Below are 20,228 nucleotides of genomic sequence, written 5' to 3'. Positions count from 1 at the left end.
CCAAGTACCTCTATATTCCCAGTAATTTTTTGGAAATATAGTTAGGTTTATTAATGTTACTCTTTTTTATATGAGACAAACTTGATAATTTCCAATTTTATTTATTTTTTATCTTGACATATTACCAGTCGTCTATCTTTTATCTATTTGTTCCAATTAAAAATTGCTTTTGAACTTAATTCATTTTTTAATTCATTTGTCACTTCAACATTTGAAGGTGATAATAAATATACTCTTTGCTCTATTTCTTGTAAAGTTGCTCCTAAAACATAGCATGAACCACTTATAAAATCTACTAATCTTTGTGCTGTTTTAGTTTCTAAAGATGAAGCATTAACTAATACAATTTTTCTTCCTTTAATTGCATCAGCAATTTCTCTTGCATCATCATATCCTGCTGGCTTTGTAACCATAACCTTTGCAGTAGCTGCAGAATGAATGTTAACGACCTTATTTCCTTTTTGTTTTGATATTATAGGCTCCATTTCTTCTCTTTCTTCTTCTTCTGATTCCATTTCTTCAATTTCATCAAAATCGTCCTCATACTCACCCATTCCAATTATTTCTTTAAACTTTCCAAACATATTGCTCATTTTAAATCCCCCTGACTTTTTCTTTTACCAAATATACCCTCACCTACTCTAATTAAATTAGAGCCTTCTTCAATAGCTATCTTATAATCACTGGACATTCCCATAGATAGAACTTTCATAGATATATTTTTGTATTGTTTTTTTGAAATCTTATCATATATTTTTTTTATTTCCTTAAAGTAACAACGATTTTCTTCTTCATTACCCTTTGGAATAATTGACATTATACCATGAATTTTCACAAAATTACAATCTTCAATAGCATTTATTAATTCGTCTAACTCTTCAACTAAAATTCCACTTTTACTTTCTTCTCTACCAATATTAATTTGAATTAATAAATTTGCTACTACTTCCTTTTTTGCAAATTCAGATTCTATTTTTTTCAATAACTTTATACTTGATAATGAATGTATTAAATATACTTTCCCAACAATGTATTTAACTTTATTTGTTTGTAGTTTTCCTATTAAGTGCCACCTTGCATCTTTATGAAAGCTTTCTTCCTTTAAAATCATTTCTTGTACTTTATTTTCTCCAAAATCACGTATCCCAAGCCTATAAGCTTCCTCTAAATCCTCTAAAGGTTTAGTTTTTGAAACAGCTAAGAGTGTTACATCCTTTGGAATGTTTTTTAATATAAAATTTATATTGTCTTCTATTCCCATAACATCCTCCTATCAAAATTACTACACACTATTAAATATTCTACAAAAAAATATTTTTCCCTTTTTATATTATTTAATTATTGTTCTCCTTCATACCTCTGCATAAATTTCACATCCGTATTTTGAAGGGTACTTGGAATTACTATTTCGTCCTTAACTTCAATTTCAACATTTAGCTTTCTAAGTATAAGATTTTGAAGATAACTTCCTTCTGCTAAAAGATAACTTTTCATTTGCTCTGGATCACCAATCATATAAATATAAAATGGAGCTGCTTCTGTTGACTCATCTTCAAATAAAATAAATGCCCATCCACACTCTACCCCCGTATAAGGTAACACTCTATGATTATTCACTGCAATGGCTTCTGCACCTGCATTACGTATGTCATTTAAAAGAAATGCCATATCATTATCATGAAAAATTTTTCTCCAAGTTTCAAATGGAGTATCTTCCTTTCTATTAATATCTCCATCATTAACCTTTATAACTAATCCTGGTCCCTTTACTTCACTTTGACCTATTAAAGTACCATAATCTTTTACTTGATTTTTCATATCCTCAATTAACTTTTCTTGTTTTGCATCATCATTATCATCATAGCTGTCTATTTTATCTCTAAGCATATCATTTTCTTCTTGTGTAAACTCAATTTCTTTATAAAGCTTATTTCTTTCTTCAATAGCCTTTTGATATTCAACTGCATTTAGTTGAAATGAAGTTTGAAGTTTTTCTAGATTTATATTATTTACTATTAAAAATCCAATTGCAGATGAAGCTAGAAATGCTAAAGCCTTTCCTGTTTTATCCTTCATCTACTCACCTCTTTTTCTACTTCTTGCTTTTTCAATAACTAATCTTCTAATAACAGCAAAGTTGTCAAATATTCTTCCGCCAAACACTACAACTGCTGCAATATAAATTGGAATTCCAAGCTTATCACCAAGATATGCAAGTCCTGCTGCCAAAACAGCATTTCCAAAGAAACCCGAAATAAAAATATCTGCTTGGAAATTCTTTGATAAAGAAGCTCTCATTGCTCCAAAAACCGAATCTAAACAAGCTAATATAGCTACTGACATATATGGAGAAAAACTACTTGGCAAATTTACATCTAATGTTAAACCTGCTAAAATACCTATTAAAAGTCCTATAAACGCAATCATTGTTTCCCTCCTCTCACTATTTAACCGGCTTTATATACTCAGTTTTTAATGATTGTTTACTTTTATTTATTATAATTTCATCACTAAGCTTAATTTCGCTCGTATAATTTTGAAGTGCACCATAATCAAGTGATCCTGGAAATGTAGCTGCAGTATTTAAATTATCCTTATCCCCAACTGCTTTAATTTCTATTTTATCCTTTGGATCAATTTTACCTGATAATCCTACCCATATATAATTTCCAGAATTTTTTATTCCTGTTTGAGGAGTAATTCTAAAGTCATTTATTGATATAGCTTCAGCTCTTGCATACCATAAAAAGTTTACTATATGAACAAGCTCATTCTCACTAATATCTCTTGAAACGTCATTTGCATTAGAACCAAATATATTTGTCTTAGGAGTAATTGTAATTGTTATTCCAGGTCCTTTAACATCAACTAATCCTAAATGCATTCTTGAACTGTCTAATTGCTTTTTTATTTCTGCTTCAACTTCACCTTCTTTAGCTGCTGCATCCTCTAATGCTTTTAATTCTTCAGATAAGGCAGTGTTAGATTTTACTAAAGCTTCTTTTTCTTTTTTCAAACTATCTATTTCTGCTATTACATTAGAATTTTGAATATTTAAATTAGTTTTATCTTTGTTGTATAATAGCTTAAATTGATAAGCTAATAAAAATCCTAACAAAGCACATACTACTGATACAACTATTTGCGATGTAGTTCTCTTCATGTTATCCCTCCTTATTACTGTTCTTGTTTTATTACTGCTGGTCCATCGAAACTTAAATCTATATATCCCTTTGTTATAACGCCTTGATCTATTGCATTTAAAACAACATTCATTTTATCTATTAAATTTTCAGTATCACCAAAAAATATTTTAACTTCTCCAATTTGTGCTTTAACATTCGTTATATCACTTACATCTAAAAATTGAAATTTATGTTCAGTAGGCATTTCTTCAATAATTGGATAAAAATCTTTTAATATTTTTTCTATATATTCATTATCACTTACTTTTTCTCCTACACCTTTGTTATTTTCTTCAATTCCAATCAGTTTTATAAGAGCTCTTCCTTCAACACTATTAACCTTTTCTACTAAAATCATATTGTTGTTAACTATTTTATCTTCTTCTTCACCATCTATATAAAATGCTATTTCATTTTCTTTTATTTTTACGCTTAATTCATTTATTCCATTTTTCTTTATGCTCACTTCATTAATATATGGATTTTTTAAAATCACATTTTCTATATCTTTATAATTTACTGTAAATATATTTTTGCCCTTATAAGCATTTAAAGAGTTTTTAAGTTCTTCCTCATTTAATGTGATAATGCCAGAAAATGAAATGTTTTTGATATTAAATATAGGTGCCTTATATATAAAAATAAATATACCTATTATTATAATAAAACTGGCAAAGCTTAATCTTTTTAATGCTTTTTTTCTCTTTCTTTTGTTTATAAATTCGTTTGCTTTTTTACTCATATCTCTCCTACTTTTACTGTGTAATATCAATTATTTTAATAATACCACTTTCCTAATAAATTTTCATCATATATTCCTAATTTAATACGCTTTTAATTAATTTTTTTATAAACTTTAATTAGAAATCTTAAAGTTATATATAAAAAAATAAAGCTATAGTTTAAAATCTTATTTTCAAACTATAACTTTACTATTTAAGCTATTTAATTAAACTATGCTTTTTTCCCTTTTATCTGCCTTGATATGTTTAAAAGTATCCCCATAGCCATCATATTGATTACAAGCGACGTCCCCCCATAACTAATAAAGGGCATTGGTACTCCTGTAACTGGCATAGAACCAGTAACAACAGCTATATTAATTATTGCTTGAACAGCTATAATTGATGTTATTCCAACTGCTAATAATGTTCCATAAACATCACAAGCCTTCATTGCAACTCTTATTCCTCTCCAAATAAAGAATACGAATAATCCCATTATACATAAACAACCGATTAACCCTAATTCTTCTCCTATGATAGAGAAAATAAAGTCATTATGTGGTTCTGGCATATACAATGTTTTTTGTCTTGACTGCCCAAGACCTAATCCAGTTATTCCTCCAGCACCTAAAGCATAAAAAGATTGGATTAACTGATATCCGTCTCCTGCTGCATCCTTCCAAGGATCTGTAAAGTTAAATAATCTTGCAACTCTATACGGCTCAATAAATATGAAAACAACTACTAATCCAGCTAATGCAGGTGCTATTTTCCCAAATAAATCTCTTATTCGTCCACCACCTACAAAAAGTAAAATAAAAGTAACAATCATTATTATAGATGCAATACTTAAGTTCTTTTCTGCTAAAATTAATCCAGCAAAAATTGCTGAAAAGCATAAGTAAGGTAAAATCCCTGTTGAGAACTTCTTTATACCATCACCTTTAACATCTATACTCATTGCAAGGAACATTACAACTACATACTTAGCAAGCTCCGAAGGCTGAAATGATAATGGCCCTAGTTGAATCCATCTTCTTGCTCCATTTACAGCTGGAAATAAAAATACTGCTAAAAGACATACTACCGTTATAACTAATACTGTTGGTGTAAACTTTCTTATTTTATGATAGTCAACTGACATCATAAATACCATTGATAATAACCCAAGTGTTGCCCATATTATTTGTCTTTTAAGGTAAAACATACTGTCTCCTTCTTTAAACATTGCATAATATGAACTTGCAGAATATACCATAACTACTCCTACTGCTAAAAGAAGTAACACAGCATAAAATATACCATAGTCAATTTCACCCATTTTAACTTTGGGCTTTTTTTGTCTCATATAAACTCCTCCAATTAAATACTTAAATAGCTAGGAATCCAATTAAACATAAAACTAATGTTATTAATGAGAAGATAGTAACAATTTTTGTTTCACTCCATCCTTCTTGTTCAAAATGATGATGAATTGGTGCCATTTTAAATATTCTTTTCCCTCTTAACTTATATGAACCAACTTGTAAAATTACTGATAAAGCTTCAATAACATAAATACCACCTACTATAATTACTAAAAGCGGTAATTCTAATACTAATGCAATAGTTGCAATTGCTCCACCTAAAGCTAGTGAACCTGTATCTCCCATAAATACCCTTGCAGGATAGGAATTATATTTTAAGAACCCTAGGACTCCCCCTGCTAAAGCTATTGAAAATACTGCAATAGATTCTTGCTTCATAATAAATGCAACTACTGCAAAGAAAGTTAAAACTAAAACAGTTACTGTTGAAGCTAAACCATCTAATCCATCAGTTAAATTTACTGCATTTGTTGCAGCTGCATAATATACAATAACAAATGGAATATATAATATTCCTAAAGGTATTTCAGTTCCTATAAAAGGTATTTTTAAATTAGTACCTAAGTTAACATACCCGTAAATGGCTATTGCACTTGAGAATAACACAAGTAAGGCCATCTTTTGCCAAGATTTTAACCCTTCATTATCCTTTTTAATAATTTTTAAAATATCATCTAAAAATCCTATAACACCAAAAGCAATAAAGCTATATAATGCAATCATTGCTTCATCCGTAGGGTTATATCTCATTACAATCATAACAATAATTGTTGATATAATAAAAATTACTCCTCCCATTGTTGGAGTTCCGGCCTTCTTTAAATGACTTTGTGGCCCTTCTTTTCTAATATTTTGACCAAACTTTAACCTTCTTAAAGCAGGTATCGCTATCGGTCCCAGTACTAAAGCTATAACAAATCCTAAAATTAATGCAATAGCTAGATTTGATGTTATTAAATCTATAAAATTATCCCCCATTATTTACTGCCAAAACGGCAGTTCACCTCCTTCGTTATACTGATATCTTCTCTAAGGAACTAACTATTTCCTCAAACTTCAATCCTCTTGAAGCCTTTATAAGCACTATATCATTTTCTTTAATTACATTTTGTGCATCAGCAATAAATTCTTCTTTTGTATTATATTTTTTAATATTTTTACTATTAAAGCCTTCTTCAAATTGTTTTATATAAGATCCTACCACAACAAGTAAATCCACTTTGTCTCTTGCATATTCTCCTACTAGCGTATGTGCTTCTATAGCTTTATCACCTAGTTCATTCATTGTTCCTAAAATAGCTACTTTACGTCCTTTTTCATAAGTGCTTAATACATCTAATGAAGATTTCATTGAATCTGGACTAGCATTATAACAATCGTTAATTAAAGTAATCTTTTCTTTTTTTATTACTTGTAATCTCATTGATGTAGCTTCTAAATTTGTAATACCTTCGCTCATTTCTTTTAAAGATACACCTAAGGAATTACATACTTTTATAGCTAGCATAGAATTAAGTACATTATGCTTTCCAGCCATTGGTAAAGTAAATTCATAACTTTCATTTTGAATATGTGCTGTGAACTTTATAAATTCTTCTCCTAATATAATATTAGAAGCATATACATCATATTCATGATTATACCCAATTTTTGAAACTTTAAAACTTTCACTAATAATGTTTTTTAAATAGCTATCTTCTGCATTTACTATTAGCTCATTATTTTCAGTAAGGAAATCTACTATTTCCATTTTAGCTTTTAAAATATTTTCTTGCGTTTTTAAATTTTCAATATGAGATAAACCTATATTAGTTATTATTGCATAATCTGGACGTGCAGCTTCAGCTAATACATGAATCTCACCTAAATCACTCATTCCCATTTCTAAAACAGCCACATCATAACTGCTATTTAACTCAAATATCATAAGTGGTAATCCTATTTGATTATTAAAATTACCCTTTGTTTTAAAGACTTTATATTTCTTACTTAAAAAAGCAGCAATTAAATCCTTGCTTGATGTTTTTCCACAAGATCCTGTAACTCCAATTACCTTGATATTTAATTTATTTCTATAATAATTAGCTAATCTTAATAAAGCCTCATCAGTATTATTTACTTTAATTATAGTTCCTTTACCTGAAAGCTCCTCTAAGTTACATGTAACTTCATCAATAATTGCTATTGAAGCTCCTTTTTCAAAAGCTTCCTTTATATAATTATTTCCATTAAAGTTTTCACCCTTTATAGCAAAAAATATATTATCTTTTTCTATTTTTCTCGTATCTATTGATACATTATTAAAGGTTTTATCTTCCTTTTCTATTAAGACATCGCCATTTAAACCTTCTAGCAACTCTAAAAAAGTTAATTCCACTAAAATCACCTCTGATTATTTTCTTAATATGTTTTCTACAACTTCTCTCTCATCAAAATGTTCATACCCATTTTCAGTTATTTGATAAGTTTCATGGCCCTTTCCTGCTAAGACAACTACATCTCCCTCTTCAGCCATGTCTAAAGCCATTTTAATAGCTTCAATTCTATCTGTAATAGCTAAATAATTAGTTTTTTCTACACCACATAGAATTTCCTTAATTATAGCCATTTTGTCTTCACTTCTTGGATTATCAGAAGTAATAATAGCAAGGTCAGCTATTTCAGTTCCTACTCTTCCCATTTCTAATCTTTTAACCTTATCTCTATCTCCACCACAACCATAAACTGCAATTAATCTATTTTTAGTAAAGCCTTTTAAAGTTTCAAGTATATTTTTTAAACCATCTGGAGTATGAGCAAAATCTATTATTATTTCATATGGAATATCATATTTATTTCCTATTCTCTCACATCTTCCAGGAACTACTACATTTAATAGACCCTCTTTAATGCTTTCATCTGAAATATTAAGAGATTTCATAGCACCAATAACGCCTAAAGCATTATATATGTTATACTCCCCAGGTAAAATTGAATTATAAACAGTTCCATTTACATCAAAATGTATATTACCATTTTTAATTTCAATATTTGTAGCTTTTACATCACTTTCATTTTTTATTGAATAAGTTACTATGCTAGTTGTATCTACATTTTTTGCATCATTTAATACTCTGTATCCATAATTATCATCAACATTTATCACTGATGTTTTACTTCTTTCAAATAATTTAAATTTAGCATTATAGTAATTATCAAAAGTTTTATGGAAATCTAAATGATCTCTTGTTAAGTTTGTAAATATTCCCACTTCAAAATTACATCCATATACTCTATCTAAATCTAATGAATGTGATGACACTTCCATAACACAGTATTCACATTCTTTATCAACCATATCTTTAAATAATTTTTGTAATTCTAATGATTCTGGAGTTGTTCTTTCAGACTTTATTTCTTCATCTCCAATATAATTTGCAATTGTTCCAACTAATCCTACTTTTTTTCCTGCCTTTTCTAAAACGGCCTTAAGCATATAAACATTAGTTGTTTTACCATTAGTTCCAGTTACACCTATAAGCTTTAATTTTTTTGCAGGGTTTCCATAATAGTTTGCAGACATTAAGGCAAGTGCTTTTCTTCCTTCAATAGATTTTACTACTGTAATACCTTCTTTATCTATTTGTACATCATTCTCACATAAAATTACTGTAGCTCCTTGTTCAATGGCTTTATTAACATAATTATGTCCATCTACTTCAAATCCCTTTAAGCAAACAAACATATCTCCTTCAACAATTTTTCTACTATCATATTGAATATGGTTTACTTCTTTATCTAAACCACCTTGTAATACTTCATATTCAACTCCATTTAATAATTCTAGTAACTTCATCTTATCATCTCCTTAATTTAATACCTCTTACACTAATATATCCTTTGTATAAAAAATTTAGCATGTGAGGCACCCACATGCTAAATAAAAGGGAAATCTTTAATTAATCCCCATACTCTGCATTAAGCACAATCTTTACTTCTGTGCCTTTACTAATTAGTTCTCCTTTAGGAATGCTTTGCTTAGTAACAGCTCCTTCACCTTCAATAGTAAAGTTAATTCCTAAACTAGTTAATAAATTTGTTGCTGATTCCATAGAATATCCAGCTAAATCTGGCATAACAACATTCTTATTATAAGACCCTGAGTTATCTGTGTAAAGATTTATCTTACTTCCTTCCTTAATTGCATACCCTGGATATGGTTTTATACCTGTTATTATAGTCCCATTTCCTTCAATATTATACTCAATATTATTATCTTTTAATATTTTCTTTCCCTCTTCTATGTCTAAACCTCTAACTTCTGGAATTATAACATCTTTTACAATGCTATCAATGTTATCCTTAGAAAATTCTAAGTCCATATAGTTAAATATATCTGTAAACAGCATGTTTCCAAGTGGTGCAACAACTTGACCTGCATAATAAACTCCAGTTCCTGGTTCATCCATAGAAATAAATACCGATAACTTCGGATTATCTGCTGGTGCAAATCCTGCTAGTGATGAAATATACTTACCATGTTCATATCCTCCACCATTTGGATTTACCTTTTGAGCTGTTCCTGTTTTAGCGCCTATCCTATATCCCTCAACATAAGCCTTACTTGAACCACCTTGTGTTGTAGTTCTTTCTAAGTAATCCCTAAGGGTAGCTGTATTTTCTTCACTTAATACTCTTTTTGTAGCTGGCGTAAATGCTTCATCTACTACTTTTGCACCATATTCATCAATATGTGATACTTCCTTCATTATATGAGGCTGTATAAGAGTTCCTCCATTTACAATGGCATTAAAGGCTGTCATATATTGAATAGCATTTACTGTATTTGTTTGACCAAAGGAAATTGTTGCAAGGTCAGCTTCTGTTATATCTTGTGTTTTCTTTACTATTCCCTTTGCTTCCCCTGGTAAATCTACGCCACTTACTTTACCAAATCCTAATTTTTTAATATATTCATTTAACTTTTCTGGCCCTAATCTTTTACCTATTTCCATAAACCCTACGTTACATGAGTTTTGAAGTATTTCAGGTAATATTTGAGTTCCATGTCCTGATGTTTTCCAACACTTAATTGTATGAGGTCCTATTTTTAAACTACCATTACAAGTAAAGGTATCACTTTCCTTAACTAATCCCTCTTCCATATTTGCAATCATTGTAACAACCTTAAATATAGATCCTGGTTCAAATGTATCATTAACTAAATGATTTCTCCACATCTTTTGAAGTTTGTCACCTTCAGTTGCTCCTTCAAATCCTTCAGCTCCTACATAAGGCTCATTCGGATTAAAATCAGGCTTATTTACCATAGCTAATATTTCTCCATTATTAGGATCCATTATAATTATTGATAATTGCTTTGCTAAATTATCCTTAAGCCCTATTTCTGCGACTTTCTCTGCTAAAGCTTGTAGTCTTTCATCTATTGTTAACATTACATCTTTTCCATCAACAGGTGGAGTAAACTTAGATATAGTATAAGGTAATTCATCATTATACTTATCTAACTCTGAAATCCTAAGTCCTGGAACACCAGCTAAATATTCATTATACTGAAGCTCAACCCCTGTTAAACCTTGTCCATCAATATTTGTACTTCCTAAAACATGCGCTAAGAAATTTCCATTTGGATAATATCTTTTGGTGTCAGGTGAAACTATAACACCTTGAATATTTAAATCCTTAACTTTATCTGCTGCCTCTTTTTCGATTCTTCTAACTAAGGTTGCAGAACCTGCATCAGCACCACTTGGTAATTTTGTTCTTAACTTTTTAAGAACCTTTTCTACGTCCATACCTAAAGCTTCTGCTATTTTAGGTGCAATATCCTCATTAGTCTTATTTTCCTTCTTTAAATGTGACCTAATAGAATTTAAGTCAAAATCTACTCTATAAACATTTGCAGATACAGCTAATTCAACTCCATTTCTATCTAATATTCTTCCTCTACGTGCATCAATTTTTACTTCACTAGTCCATTGTTCTTCTGCTCGAGCTGCATAATCAGCTCTTTTTACTATCATTATATAGGATAGCCTAATCATTAATATTGCAAACATTAAAGTTAGGCCACCAAGTGCTAAGGACATTCTCTTTTTCATAAGAGCCTTGTCCCTATATTTTTTTTTATTCACCTTCATTCCCCCATATAATAAACAAAAATATGTAGAACACAGCTACTAATTTAGCGCATCCATAAGCTTAGAAAAAATATTTTTGCTTTCTTTTTTTTGTTCCACTTCCCCTCTTGCATTTGCAAAGTAATCTTTTGTTACATCAACATCTACTGTAGCAGTTTTATCTGGTAACTTCATTTCTAGTTTTCCTTCAGCATTAGCTCTTATATCATTAAGGGATGAATACTTAAGTAGGTCTACTCTTAAAGCTTCCCCTACTGCAATTTCAGATTTAATATCTGTCTTAATTTTTGTTAAGCTATCTTGCATTCCATATATCTTTCCATCTCTTGCAATTGTTGCTACACCAAGAAGAAAGATTACTGAAGCAACCTGTAGTACACCCTTTGTTCTTCTGCTGTTAAGTTCTGAAAGACGTCTTTTCTTTTCTCTTAATTTCTTTTCTTCATCAATTACTTTATTCTTTTCTTTAACTTCTTCATATTTTCTCTTTGGTTTAACAGCTGTATTACCTCTTATATAATCATATTCTCTTTCCACCATTTTATTACATCTCCCCACACATTTTACTAAATTAAAGTTTTTCTACTACCCTTAACTTAGCACTTCTACTTCTTGGATTTTCTTCAACCTCTTCTTTACTTGGATCTATAGCTTTTCTACTAACAAGTTTTACTTCTGCCTTTCCTCCACATACACATATTGGGAATTGCTTTGGACATGTACAAGCAGTAGCTAATTCTTTAAATTTAATTTTTACTATTCTATCTTCTAGTGAATGGAATGTAATTATTGCCATTCTTCCACCTTTGTTTAATCTTTTAATACCATCTTCAATAGTTTTATTTAAAATTGAAAGTTCACTATTAACTTCTATTCTTATTGCTTGGAAAGTTCTTTTTGCTGGATGTGGCCCTTCTCTTCTCGCTTTTGCTGGAATTGCATCTTTTATTAAATCAACTAATTCTAAAGTAGTTTCAATTGGCTTTTCAGCTCTTCTTTCTACTATAAACTTAGCAATTCTCTTAGCAAACTTTTCTTCACCATAATCCCTAATTATTCTGTAAAGTTCCTCTTCCTCATAATCATTTACTACTTCATAAGCAGATAGTGAATTTTCTCTATTCATTCTCATATCTAAAGGAGCATCTTTCATATAACTAAATCCACGCTCACCTTCATCAAGCTGATAAGATGAAACTCCTAAATCCATTAACATACCATCAATTTTTTCAATATCAAGATTAGTTAACACATTATCGATATCGTAGAAGTTACTATGAACAAATGTTACGTTGTCATACTCCTTTAACCTTTCTCCTGCTGCTTTTAAGGCATCCTTATCTTGGTCTATACCAATTAATCTACCTTCTTTTGAAAGTCTTTTAACTATATGAGATGAATGACCAGCACCACCTAAGGTACCATCTACATATATTCCGTCTTCTTTGATATTTAATCCCTCTATGCACTCATTTAAAAGTACTGAAACATGTTTAAATTCCATAATTATTACTCCTTATATTCCTAAATCAATCATTTTTGTAGCAATTAAATCATAATCAATATCTGATTCATTGTACTGTTCCCATTTTTCTTTGCTCCAAATTTCTACTCTTGTTAATACTCCTATACTTACTATTTCCTTTTCAATGCATGCATATTCCTTTAAATTTTGAGGAATTAAACCTCTCCATTGCTTATCTACTTCGATTTCACTTGCACCCGAGAAAAAAAATCTTACAAAAGCTCGTGCATTTTTATCGGTTAGTGGTAAGGACTTTAACTTTTCTTCAAGCATTGCCCATTCTGATTTTGGGTATGCATATAAACAACCATCTAATCCTTTAGTTAAAACAAATTTATTTCCTAGCTCATCTCTAAGCTTAGTAGGTACAATTATTCTATTTTTACCATCAATTGCATGTTGATATTCTCCAATAAACATATTATCCCCTACCTATACTTAAAATCTCAACCACTTTTAACCACTTCTAACCACTTTATACTATATATTGTATAAAATTTAGTATAAATCTTCAAGTTCTATTTATGTATTATGAAAAAATATTTTACATAATAATTGGTTTTTTATTTTAATTATCTATTATTTGGTAAATATTATGCTTTTAAAATTTAAAATATAAAATTCTATACAGTGAACCATGAATTTTACTTCTTTCCAAAAGTTATCCATATATTTTAATTTATAATAATTTCATAAAATAATAAAAAGACTAGAACCTTATATAAATAAAATCCTAGTCTCTTAAGAGAGTTATTAAACATTAAATCTAAAGTTTACAACATCTCCATCTTTCATTATATATTCTTTACCTTCTAATCTGTAAAGACCTTTTTCTTTAGCTGCTGCTTCTGAACCACATGCAACTAAATCATCATATCCAACCACTTCAGCTCTAATAAATCCTCTTTCTATATCTGAGTGAATTTTTCCAGCAGCTGCAGGAGCTTTTGTTCCTTGCTTTATTGTCCAAGCTCTAACTTCTTGAACTCCAGCAGTTAAGTAACTCATAAGACCTAATAATTTATAACTAGCTCTTATTAATTTATCTAATCCTGATTCTGTTAAACCATATTCTGATAGCATTTCAGCTTTTTCATCTTCTTCAAGTCCTGATAATTCTTCTTCAAGTTTAGCACAAACTACTACAACTTCTGAATTTTCATCTTCAGCATAAGCTTTAACCTTTTGAACATATTCATTATTAGTATTTCCAGCCATCATATCATCTTCTGAAATATTACATGAATATAAAACAGGCTTAGATGTTATCATAAATAACCCTTTGATTATTTCTTCTTCATCATCAGCAATTTCCATAGTTCTTATAGGAAGATTTTTTTCTAAATGTTCCTTAACTCTTTCCATTACTTCATATTCTTTCTTAGCAGCCTTATCTCCAGATCTTACAGCTTTTAATCCTCTTTCAAGTCTTCTTTCTATAACTTCTAAGTCTGCAAAAATTAACTCAAGATTTATTGTTTCAATATCTCTTATAGGATCTACTGATCCTTCAACGTGAACAACATTTTCATCTTCAAAACATCTTACAGCATGAACTATAGCTGAAACTTCTCTTATGTGTGATAAGAATTTATTTCCTAAACCTTCACCTTTAGAAGCTCCTTTAACTAAACCTGCTATATCAGTAAATTCAACAGAAGTATAAACTTTTCTTTTAGTTCCATACATTTTCTCTAAAACATCTAATCTTTTATCTGGCACACTTACTACACCTACATTTGGTTCTATAGTACAAAATGGGTAGTTAGCTGATTCTGCTCCTGCTTGTGTAATTGCATTAAATAAAGTACTTTTACCTACGTTTGGTAGTCCTACGATTCCTAAATTCATCTATGTACATTCCTTTCTTCTCTTAATCATGTCTTTAAAATTATACTCTACAAAAGTAATTATTTCAACATAGAAAGATATTAATAATCACCAATTAATACAATTAATTCTTTCAAATGCCATGTTTAGACTTATATTTTTTGTAAATAATAAGCATATAGATAATAAAGGAGGTATACTAATGAAAAAATTTAAAGTAATTATTTCTTTTCTATTAAGTTGTATTTTATTAACACTTTCCTTTAGCACATCAATAAATGCAGTAGTATCTGATGATGCTGAATTAAATTGGTATTTTGTTAATAGATATGATGGGAAAATTCCTGAATGCCCAAAAGAATCAGAAGGATTCTTTAAAGAACTTGGAGCTTATTATGTAGGGGATACAAATAGCAAGGTTTTATACTTAACCTTTGATGAAGGGTATGAAAATGGTAATACACCTAAAATCCTTGATATTTTGAAAGAGGAGCAAGTTCCTGCAGCATTTTTTGTTGTAAAACCTTATGTAAAAGACTATCCTGATATTGTAAAAAGAATGGTAGATGAGGGTCATTTAGTTTGTAATCATACTTCTCACCATCCTTCTATGGCATCAATAACAGACACTGAAAAATTTAACAAGGAATTTTCTGAGGTTGAAGAAGAATATAAAGCAATTATAGGAAGTGATATGCCTAAATTCTTTAGACCACCTATGGGAAAATACTCTAAAAATTCATTAAAGAAAACACAAGACTTAGGCTATAAAACAATTTTTTGGAGCTTTGCTTATAAAGATTGGTTAGTTGATAATCAACCATCAGAAGAAGCTGCTATAAATAAGATTACTAAGGGAGCACATAATGGTTCTATAATGCTTTTACATGCAGTATCTAATACAAATGTTAAGGTCTTAAAAAATGTAATACAAAAATTAAAGGCTGAAGGTTATGAATTTAAGTCCCTAGAAGAGTTACCTAATTAAAATAGGTTATTCATTATTTTTTTACTAACCTAAAATAGAAGGAGATTCAAATCAGAATCTCCTTCTATTTATTAATATATAATTTTATAAACATCCTTAACTAGCTTTTCTTTTTCTAGTACTGATTTTGAAACTATTTCTTGACATTTATTTTCTACTTCATTAAAGAAATCTTCTTTTCTTAAAAAATTAAGGTTAACTCTAACATTCATTATTGCACTTTCTATTGCTGAATTAAGCAATATTGCAGCCACACCAGCATCTGATGCTAAGTTTTTATTTCCATACTTAACTGCAAAAGTAATGTTTTCATAAAAACCTAATGATTTCTTTGCAATATCTAATGGAGTATTCATAGCATTAATTGTATTTTCATTTATTACCTTTGATCTTTCAGCTTTTTCATCTTCTGTTTCCTTAGGTAATTTATATGATGCCATTAATGTTATAAAATCTTCTCTATCTTTTTCCATAAAGCTTTGGCATTCTTTAATAAACTTATTACACTCTTCTTTAAAAGTTAATAATTTTTCCTTTTCCTCATGACTTAAAGCTTCAAAAGACTTCTTACCTACTGTTAATGAATACACCATAGAGTTTAGACTTCCTGCTAAAGCTGCAACTAAAGCTGCTGTACTTCCACCTCCTGGTGATGGTGCATCTGATGAAAGCTCATCTAAAAATTGATTTACTGAGTATTCTTTAAATAACATATTTACCCCCTTCGTTTATTTAAAACTAAATTATAAACTTCAACTATTTCTTTTACTATCTTTTCTTCACAAAATCTTTCTTCACATTCTTTTCTAATTTCATCAGAAGAATATTTATTTATATTTTCTTTTAAATAAATCATAGCATCTTTTAATTCCTCTTCTGCATCAACATTAACCAAAATTCCATTATTTTCTCTTATAATGTCTTCTGCACCCCCATTAAAAGTACCTATAACGGGCTTTCCAGATGCTAATGCTTCTATATAAACTACACCAAAGGTTTCATATCTTGATGCTAAAACGAAAACATTACAATTACTCATTTCCTCTACTACTTTCTCTCTAGATAAAGCACCTAAAAATTCAACTTGATTTTCTATACCTAAATCTTTACATAGATTTATTAATGAATCCTTTTGGCTTCCATCCCCGCCTATTTTTAAAACGGCATCCTTTCCTTTAAAGCCCTTTGAAAATGACTTAATTAGAGTATCCATTCCTTTTTCACCTTCAAGAAATGCTAAAGAAAAGAATTGGAAAATTTCTTTCTCTTTTTTCCCTTTAGATTTAAACATATCTAGATTGATTAAATTATGAATAACCTTAATGTCACTTCTTCCTGAAAATCTTTCTATTTCTTCTTTTAATCCATTTCCTACAACTATTAATTCATCTGCTATGTTATAAGAATCTTTTATTAAAGGCTTATAGCTTTCTTTTAAATATACACTTCGTTCTAAGGAAGAATGTTCTGTTATAATTAAAGGGATATTATACTTTTTAGATATATAAGCTGCACTTATCCCACCCCACAATGAAGATTGTGCATGTATAATATCTACTTGACCTTCTTTTTTCACAATTTCCTTATATAACTTTTCCATTCTTTTATTAAAGCTTTTAAACATTAAAGGATGCTTTGGTATAAAGTTAAACCCCTTATATCTATAAGTATTTAATCCCTCTTCATTTTCTATATTTAATCCCTTTTTCTCATCTATTTTTCCTAATAAGGTTAATGGCCAAATTTCGTTATATGCTACTGTTACTTTAATGCCATTGTTTTGTAGAGCAAGTGCCTGTTCCTTAAAAAAGCTTCCATGAACCTTATTTCTAGGGTTATGATACCATGATGGTATAAACATTACATGCATTTTACCTTACTCCTTTAATATTAAATTTAGCTTTTTAGAGATGTTTTCCCATTCATATTCTTCTATAGGATGAGATTTTTCTCCTTTTTCAACCTTTTCGATTAAATCATAAATAGAATTTTTAATTGAATCTTCCTTATTTAAAACTACTCTACATTTATCTCTTCCTTCAGTAACTTGAATGATAGGGTCCTTTTCATCTCCAAGCATTACTAATATATATCCATCACAACCATAGTAATCATATATTTTAGCAGGTATTTGCTTTGAATTTTTATTTCCAAATAAAAGAAGTATATCGCTATTTACCATATAAGCTAAAGCCTCATTATAAGGTATTCTATTAGATACCTTCACTACATTTAAAGCTTTTAATTCTTCCTTCGCACCCTCATCATCTATATTACCAAAAAACAATATATTTAATTCATTGTATAAATCCTTATTTTCAGCTTCAATTTTTTTAATAGCAGATATAAAAGGCCTTACATCTCTTAGCTTTGAAAATATTTCTCCAGCATATACTAAGTTTATTTTATCCTTTTTAATTAAATTAGGAATTTCTTCTTTTTTAATATTTTCATATACTTCTCTTTCATAACCTCTAGTAATTAAATAAGTTTTTTCCTGTGCTATATTATAGCTTTTAATATAGTCATCTCTATTTGCCTTTGTTACAAAAATAAACTTATCTGCGTTTAATATAACTTTCTTTTCTAAAGATCCTTCTATATATTTTCTAGTTATAGAGCTACCTTCTCTTGTAGAATCTTTAAGCCAAGGATCACTCCAATAAGTTATCCATGGAAGAGACTTAAACTTATTTTTTATCCTATAAGCACATATATGACTTGATGGTGGCTCATGCATTGAAAACATAACATCAAAGTTTTCTTTTTCCATTAGCTTTATCCCATACTTTGAAGCCTTTAATGCCCAATTCAGATACATATCTGGGATAGCTATAGCACCTTTAATAGCTCTTAAAATCCCTTTAGATTTCCCTTTATCACTACCTGTTGCTTCTACATTATTATTTTTCTTAGGCATTATTTTTTCAAACACCTTACCACCTGAAATAATATGTAATTTCACCCTTTTATCTAGCATACTAAAAATATATTCATCATAATAAACAGAGTTTTTAGGGAAGTTAACAGTTAATAAATGAACTTCATTCCCATTAATTCTTGCTAAATTATTTAAATATTGAAGTGTTTCTATAGATGCAGAGTTATTTATTAACGGTGAATAGCATGCAATAAATAATATTTTCATCTTTTCCTCCTAATATCGTTACTTTTTAACTTTATTTAAAAGCATTCCTACTGCTTCATTAAATTCTTCTATTTTTAATGTAAGTGACATTACAATAAATAAAATAACTCCAATAACAAAGTCAATTAAAAGTTTAATTATTATATTATTTAATGTAAATATATTATTAACAAAGTAAATTCCAACTATCATTATAGTTGAAGCAATTACAATTTTAAAAAGCTTAAGTAACATAGACTTTACATCAAAGTCTCCAATTAAATTTCTAGTAGTATTAAATAATAATACAGATGTTACTATAGCTGATATTGAAGTTGAAATAGCTATCCCCATTATTCCTATTTTCTTTGATAAGAATATGCTAAGGGCAATGTTAACAAAAACACCAATTACACCATTTATTGTAGTAAGCCTAGTTTTTTGCATAGAAAATAATGATGAATTTAATATATCTCTAACTCCTGCAAAAGGAAGCTGCACTGCATATCCTATAAATGCTAATGTTGTTATTGTAACAGCAGTTTCATCAAACTTTCCTCTTTCATAAATAAATGTAACTAAATCCCTTCCTAATAATATAAATGCCATCATTATAGGAATTAAAAAAACTGATATAGTAACTATAGATTTTGAAAGATATTCTAAAAATCCTTTTTTATCTCCAGAATTTAATCTATTTGCCATAAGTGGATACATGACTGATACTATTGAAGTAGTTATTGCTGTATTTGCAAAAATAATAAGCTTTTGTGCATAATCTAAAGCACCAATAGCTCCTGTACCTAATCCTGAAGCTAAATTTTTATCTACAATCATATTTAATGAGTTTGCTCCTGCTCCAATTATAACTGGTATTATTAATATAACTAATTTTTTTAATCTTTCGTCTTTAAAGTTAATTCTAGGCTTAAATACATATCCTTGCTTATATAATGATGGAATTTGAACTAAAACTCTAAATATATTCCCAATTACATTTGCAATAGTTAACCCTAAAATAGAAACATCCTTAAATAATATTAAGTAAATTATTATAGGAAGGTTGAAAAATAACCCAAGTATAGACGGAATTACAAAATCCTCACAAACTTGAAGTATTGAAGCAAAACAAGCATTAATACATAAAAATATTATATTAAATAAACTTATTCTTGTTAAATAAACTGTTTCAGCCATTTGTTCTGGCGGAAAATTAGTAACAAATACCCTTACAACTTCTTCAGTATATATCATCCCTAATGTAAGAACTGCAATAGAAATAACACCTAAAATTGTAACTACATTATTAGAAAATTTAAACATTTCCTCTTTGCCCTTTTT

Annotated in this window: 20 protein-coding genes; 1 reads left to right on the top strand and 19 read right to left on the bottom strand. The window is 29.1% G+C overall.

Going from position 1 to position 20,228, the window contains the following annotated elements; translation table 11 throughout:
• Positions 1-143: 143 nt before the first annotated feature.
• From ACRDBA_RS15780 to ychF, 15 genes are all read right to left on the bottom strand, one after another.
• A complete protein-coding gene (locus ACRDBA_RS15780) occupies positions 144-593 on the bottom strand; it encodes a cell division protein SepF (RefSeq protein WP_438573884.1) in 450 nt (149 codons plus the stop codon).
• A complete protein-coding gene (locus ACRDBA_RS15775) occupies positions 590-1,261 on the bottom strand; it encodes a YggS family pyridoxal phosphate-dependent enzyme (RefSeq protein WP_438573883.1) in 672 nt (223 codons plus the stop codon). The genes ACRDBA_RS15780 and ACRDBA_RS15775 overlap by 4 nt, the downstream gene beginning before the upstream one ends.
• A 77-nt stretch (positions 1,262-1,338) precedes the next feature.
• Entirely contained in the window at positions 1,339-2,076 is a 738-nt protein-coding gene (locus tag ACRDBA_RS15770) for a DUF881 domain-containing protein (protein ID WP_438573882.1), read from the bottom strand.
• Positions 2,077-2,427: a small basic family protein gene (locus ACRDBA_RS15765; protein WP_438573881.1), complete on the bottom strand. Its 351-nt coding sequence runs from the start codon at positions 2,425-2,427 to the stop codon at positions 2,077-2,079. It abuts the gene before it with no gap.
• A gap of 16 nt (positions 2,428-2,443) precedes the next feature.
• On the bottom strand, positions 2,444-3,163 hold the full coding sequence (locus ACRDBA_RS15760) for a DUF881 domain-containing protein (RefSeq protein ID WP_438573880.1): 720 nt from the start codon (positions 3,161-3,163) through the stop codon (positions 2,444-2,446).
• A 14-nt stretch (positions 3,164-3,177) separates the two neighbouring features.
• A complete protein-coding gene (locus ACRDBA_RS15755; protein WP_438573879.1) occupies positions 3,178-3,927 on the bottom strand; it encodes a cell division protein FtsQ/DivIB in 750 nt (249 codons plus the stop codon).
• Between the two features lie 212 nt (positions 3,928-4,139).
• Positions 4,140-5,258: a stage V sporulation protein E gene (spoVE, locus tag ACRDBA_RS15750; protein ID WP_438573878.1), complete on the bottom strand. Its 1,119-nt coding sequence runs from the start codon at positions 5,256-5,258 to the stop codon at positions 4,140-4,142.
• Positions 5,259-5,280: 22 nt separating this feature from the next.
• Positions 5,281-6,255 (bottom strand): phospho-N-acetylmuramoyl-pentapeptide-transferase, encoded by a 975-nt coding sequence (gene mraY / locus ACRDBA_RS15745; RefSeq protein WP_438573877.1) that lies wholly within the window; start codon positions 6,253-6,255, stop codon positions 5,281-5,283.
• Between the two features lie 34 nt (positions 6,256-6,289).
• Positions 6,290-7,654, bottom strand: a complete 1,365-nt coding sequence (locus tag ACRDBA_RS15740; protein ID WP_438573876.1) for a UDP-N-acetylmuramoyl-tripeptide--D-alanyl-D-alanine ligase — start codon at positions 7,652-7,654, stop codon at positions 6,290-6,292.
• Positions 7,655-7,669: 15 nt separating this feature from the next.
• The gene (locus ACRDBA_RS15735) at positions 7,670-9,112 is read right to left on the bottom strand and encodes a UDP-N-acetylmuramoyl-L-alanyl-D-glutamate--2,6-diaminopimelate ligase (RefSeq protein ID WP_438573875.1); all 1,443 of its coding nucleotides are present in this window, start codon (positions 9,110-9,112) and stop codon (positions 7,670-7,672) included.
• 103 nt (positions 9,113-9,215) lie between these two features.
• Positions 9,216-11,411, bottom strand: a complete 2,196-nt coding sequence (locus ACRDBA_RS15730) for a stage V sporulation protein D (RefSeq protein ID WP_438573874.1) — start codon at positions 11,409-11,411, stop codon at positions 9,216-9,218.
• Positions 11,412-11,456: 45 nt separating this feature from the next.
• Complete coding sequence (locus tag ACRDBA_RS15725) at positions 11,457-11,957, bottom strand: cell division protein FtsL (RefSeq protein ID WP_438573873.1); 501 nt, start codon at positions 11,955-11,957, stop codon at positions 11,457-11,459.
• A 31-nt stretch (positions 11,958-11,988) separates the two neighbouring features.
• Positions 11,989-12,921 (bottom strand): 16S rRNA (cytosine(1402)-N(4))-methyltransferase RsmH, encoded by a 933-nt coding sequence (rsmH, locus tag ACRDBA_RS15720; protein WP_438573872.1) that lies wholly within the window; start codon positions 12,919-12,921, stop codon positions 11,989-11,991.
• Positions 12,922-12,933: 12 nt separating this feature from the next.
• Positions 12,934-13,362, bottom strand: a complete 429-nt coding sequence (gene mraZ / locus ACRDBA_RS15715; protein ID WP_438573871.1) for a division/cell wall cluster transcriptional repressor MraZ — start codon at positions 13,360-13,362, stop codon at positions 12,934-12,936.
• Positions 13,363-13,695: 333 nt separating this feature from the next.
• Positions 13,696-14,793 (bottom strand): redox-regulated ATPase YchF, encoded by a 1,098-nt coding sequence (ychF, locus tag ACRDBA_RS15710; RefSeq protein WP_438573870.1) that lies wholly within the window; start codon positions 14,791-14,793, stop codon positions 13,696-13,698.
• Positions 14,794-14,974: 181 nt separating this feature from the next.
• Here ychF and pdaA point away from each other — a divergent pair, with 181 nt between their 5' ends.
• Positions 14,975-15,760, top strand: a complete 786-nt coding sequence (gene pdaA / locus ACRDBA_RS15705) for a delta-lactam-biosynthetic de-N-acetylase (protein WP_438573869.1) — start codon at positions 14,975-14,977, stop codon at positions 15,758-15,760.
• A 71-nt stretch (positions 15,761-15,831) separates the two neighbouring features.
• Here the strand turns inward: pdaA and ACRDBA_RS15700 are convergent, their stop codons facing one another.
• The 4 genes from ACRDBA_RS15700 to murJ form a co-directional block, all read right to left on the bottom strand.
• Positions 15,832-16,473: a cyclodeaminase/cyclohydrolase family protein gene (locus tag ACRDBA_RS15700; RefSeq protein WP_438573868.1), complete on the bottom strand. Its 642-nt coding sequence runs from the start codon at positions 16,471-16,473 to the stop codon at positions 15,832-15,834.
• Positions 16,474-16,475: 2 nt separating this feature from the next.
• The gene (locus ACRDBA_RS15695; RefSeq protein ID WP_438573867.1) at positions 16,476-17,630 is read right to left on the bottom strand and encodes a glycosyltransferase; all 1,155 of its coding nucleotides are present in this window, start codon (positions 17,628-17,630) and stop codon (positions 16,476-16,478) included.
• Positions 17,631-17,636: 6 nt separating this feature from the next.
• The gene (locus ACRDBA_RS15690) at positions 17,637-18,908 is read right to left on the bottom strand and encodes a glycosyl transferase group 1 (protein ID WP_438573866.1); all 1,272 of its coding nucleotides are present in this window, start codon (positions 18,906-18,908) and stop codon (positions 17,637-17,639) included.
• 18 nt (positions 18,909-18,926) lie between these two features.
• Positions 18,927-20,228 (bottom strand): murein biosynthesis integral membrane protein MurJ (murJ, locus tag ACRDBA_RS15685; RefSeq protein WP_438573865.1); only part of this gene is annotated, 1,302 nt, incomplete at its 5' end.

This window comes from Clostridium sp. (assembly GCF_051654825.1).
In the GTDB taxonomy this organism is placed as follows: domain Bacteria; phylum Bacillota; class Clostridia; order Clostridiales; family Clostridiaceae; genus Clostridium.
This window is presented reverse-complemented; position numbering and strand designations above follow the sequence as displayed.